Genomic DNA, 3,217 nt, shown 5'->3' with positions numbered 1-3,217 from the left:
GGGGCGGATCGGGCGGGTCAGTCTTCGAGCAGGCCGTGCACGGTGGCCTCGTCGATGATGAGGTCGGTGATGAGGTGAGCGGCGAGTGCCCCGCGGAGGGCCGGCAGGCGCGACCGGCCCGAGACGACGCAGACGCGGCGCGAAACGCGGGCGAGCTGGTCGAGGGGTGGCCCGCTCGAGCGCAGGTTCATCGGCACGTCGGCGCTCGAGCCGTCGGCCCGGTAGAACACGGTCGCCACGTCGCCGACCACGTTCGAGGCGCTGAGGCTCGCGAAGTCCTGCTCGTCGAGATAGCCGCTGGTGTAGACGTGGCCGGGCACGTCAGACAGCGGGGTTCCGAGGCCGAAGAGTGCAACATCCATTCGCTTCTGAATGTCGAGCACGCGCCGAATGCTGCGCTCACGCCAGAGCACCTGCTTCGTGGCCGGGTCGTCGAAGAACGCCGGCACGGGAAACTGCTGCACGTAGGCGCCGTACGCATTTCCGAACCGGCTCATGATCTCGCTCGCGTAGACGATGCCTGTCGTTCGGGTGTTCGCGGCACCGTTCAGCTGCACGATCTGCGAGTTGTGCGTGACCTTGGGTTGCAAGTGACGCCCCACCGCGCTGATCGTGCTGCCCCAGGCGATGCCCATGGTCATATTCGAATCGAAGAACGGGTTCAGGATGCGTGCGGCCGACATGGCCACCCGCTCCAGTCGGTCGACTTCATTCGCCGAATCGGGCACCGGCACGACGTGCAGAGTGACGTGGTATTTCTCCTGCACGCGCTGCAGTGCATTCGAGATTCGTTCGGCCGGCGTCTTCACCTGGATCTCAACGAGACCCGCCTCGCGGGCGTAGCTGATGAGCCGCGACACCGACGAACGGGAGGTGTGCAGCTCGGCCGCGATCGCCTCCATCGTGAGGTCTTGCATGTAGTAGAGGTGCGCCGCACGCAGCGCGTCACGCACGCGCTCGCTCGATGTCGGATGCTCTGCAATGAGTGCCTTCACCGGGCACCTCCCTCTGTCTCCCGCACCGACGATGGCACCGCCGTGCACGTATGTGCAAGTAGCTTGACCATTCGTGTGCCAGTTCTCATTATGTATTGAGTCACACAGATTGCACGGGTGCAACCTCAGACATACACGAAGGCGAGTAAACAGTGACCGACATCAACACTGAAACGTCGAACACGGCCGCAGTACGCAGCGACGTTCAGGCAATTCTCGATCGCCCCACGGCCCAGGTTCTGGTCATCGGCGGCGGCATCAACGGCGTGGGTACGTTCCGCGACCTCGCACTGCAGGGCGTCGACGTGATCCTCGTCGAGCGCAGTGACTTCATCTCCGGCGCGTCTGCCGCGTCGAGCCACATGATCCACGGTGGTGTTCGGTACCTCGAGAACGGCGAGTTCCGGCTCGTTCGCGAATCGGTGCAGGAACGCAACCGGTTGCTCCGCCTGGCGCCGCACTACGTGAAGCCGCTGCCCACGACCATCCCGATCTTCTCGACCTTCTCCGGCATCCTCTCGGCCCCCCTCCGTCTACTGACGCACAAGCAGGCCGGCAAGCCGAAAGAGCGTGGAGCACTGCTCATCAAGCTCGGCCTCACCGGCTACGACTCGTTCTCGCGTGACGGGGGCACTGTTCCCCGCCACGAGTTCAAGGGCCACAAGAAGTCGATGGCCAAGTTTCCCAAGCTCCGTGACTCGGTCAAGTACACCGCGCGCTACTACGACGCAGCCGTCGAGAACCCCGAACGCCTCGCGCTCGACATCGTCGGCGACGGCCGCGTGGCCGGCTCAGGCGGCAAAGCCCGCAGCGTGAACTACGTCGAAGCGATCGGCTCCAGCGCAGAGGGCGTGGTTCTGCGCGACACCGTGAGCGGCACCGAGTTCACCGTGAAGGCCGATGTCATCGTCAACACCTCCGGGCCCTGGACCGACCTCACCAACATCGCCCTCGGCAAGAGCACCAGCTTCATGGGTGGCACCAAGGGTTCGCACATCGTGCTGAACAACCAGGAACTGCACGACGCCTGCGCTGGCGGCGAGATCTTCTTCGAGAACAACGACGGTCGTATTGTGCTGATCTACCCGCTCAACGGCCGCGTGCTGGTGGGCACCACCGACATCGAAGCCGACCCGAGCGAGCCGAGCGTCACCACCGAAGAGGAGGTCGACTACTTCTTCGAACTCGTCTCGCACGTTTTCCCAACGATCGCGGTCGATCGTTCTCAGATCGTCTACCGGTACTCGGGCATCCGGCCGCTGCCGAAGCACGACGACACCGCACCCGGATTCGTTTCGCGTGACTACCGCATCGAGCAGACCGTCTTCGCGGGCGACAAGAAAACGCCCGTGCTGAGCCTGGTGGGTGGCAAGTGGACGACGTGGCGCGCCCTCGCCGAGCACCTCACCAACGAGACACTCGGCCTGCTCGGCACCACCCGTACGACGAGTACGGAGAACCTGCAGATCGGCGGCGGCGTGGGGTTCCCCACCACGACGTCGGCCACCGAGGCCTGGGTCGCCGAACACTCCGGCGCGCTCTCTAAGGCCCGCACGGCGCAGCTGCTGAAGCGCTACGGAACCAAGGCGGCTGAGGTCATTGCGTACATCGCTGAGCACTCCGACGATGCCGCGCTGGTGTCGCTGCCCGAGTACAGCACCGCAGAGATCGACTTTCTGGTGAACACCGAGTACGTGGTGCACCTCACCGACGTCGTCCTGCGACGCACGATCGTTGCCTTCACTGGCGGCCTCACGCAGCCCGTGTTCGACGAACTCGCTGGTCTCATCGGCTCGCACCTCTCGTGGTCGGCCGAACAGCTGGCCGCCGAGAAGACACTCGCCGTGGAGACGCTCGATTTCTTCCACGGATTGGTACTCGAGGCAGGTACCGCCGGCGGCGGCACACCTGAGGCGGCACAGCAGGAGAGTTTCACTCCCGCCAAATAATGCACGAATGTGCACCCAAACGCCTTGTTGACGAAGCGCGTGCGGCGCTAGGTTTCATTCTGGTTCCGCACGCGCAGTCGTGCTTCAAGGTTTCCAAATAACCGCGGCATAGGTGCCGCAAAAGGAAGGTCAACGTGGACGGTTTAGGTCTTGATTTCGTTTCGGAGCTGGTAGGCACAGCTCTGCTGGTACTCCTGGGAACAGGAGTCGTCGCAAACGTCGCACTCACGAAGTCGAAAGGCTTCAACGGCGGCACCCTGATGGTCAACTTCG

General features: G+C 63.8%; 2 protein-coding genes and 1 pseudogene. 2 read left to right on the top strand and 1 reads right to left on the bottom strand.

Going from position 1 to position 3,217, the window contains the following annotated elements; genetic code table 11:
• Nucleotides 1-17: 17 nt before the first annotated feature.
• Nucleotides 18-917: a sugar-binding transcriptional regulator gene (locus D4765_RS18870; protein WP_136643848.1), complete on the bottom strand. Its 900-nt coding sequence runs from the start codon at nt 915-917 to the stop codon at nt 18-20.
• A 230-nt stretch (nt 918-1,147) separates the two neighbouring features.
• On the opposite strand from D4765_RS18870, the gene D4765_RS18865 reads away from it, so the two are divergent.
• Both D4765_RS18865 and D4765_RS19895 read left to right on the top strand, forming a co-directional pair.
• On the top strand, nt 1,148-2,944 hold the full coding sequence (locus tag D4765_RS18865; RefSeq protein ID WP_420824551.1) for a glycerol-3-phosphate dehydrogenase/oxidase: 1,797 nt from the start codon (nt 1,148-1,150) through the stop codon (nt 2,942-2,944).
• A gap of 134 nt (nt 2,945-3,078) precedes the next feature.
• A pseudogene (locus D4765_RS19895) lies at nt 3,079-3,217 on the top strand (aquaporin family protein); the annotation flags it as partial.

The sequence above is a fragment of the Subtercola vilae genome (assembly GCF_004923255.1).
GTDB lineage: Bacteria > Actinomycetota > Actinomycetes > Actinomycetales > Microbacteriaceae > Subtercola > Subtercola vilae.
This window is presented reverse-complemented; position numbering and strand designations above follow the sequence as displayed.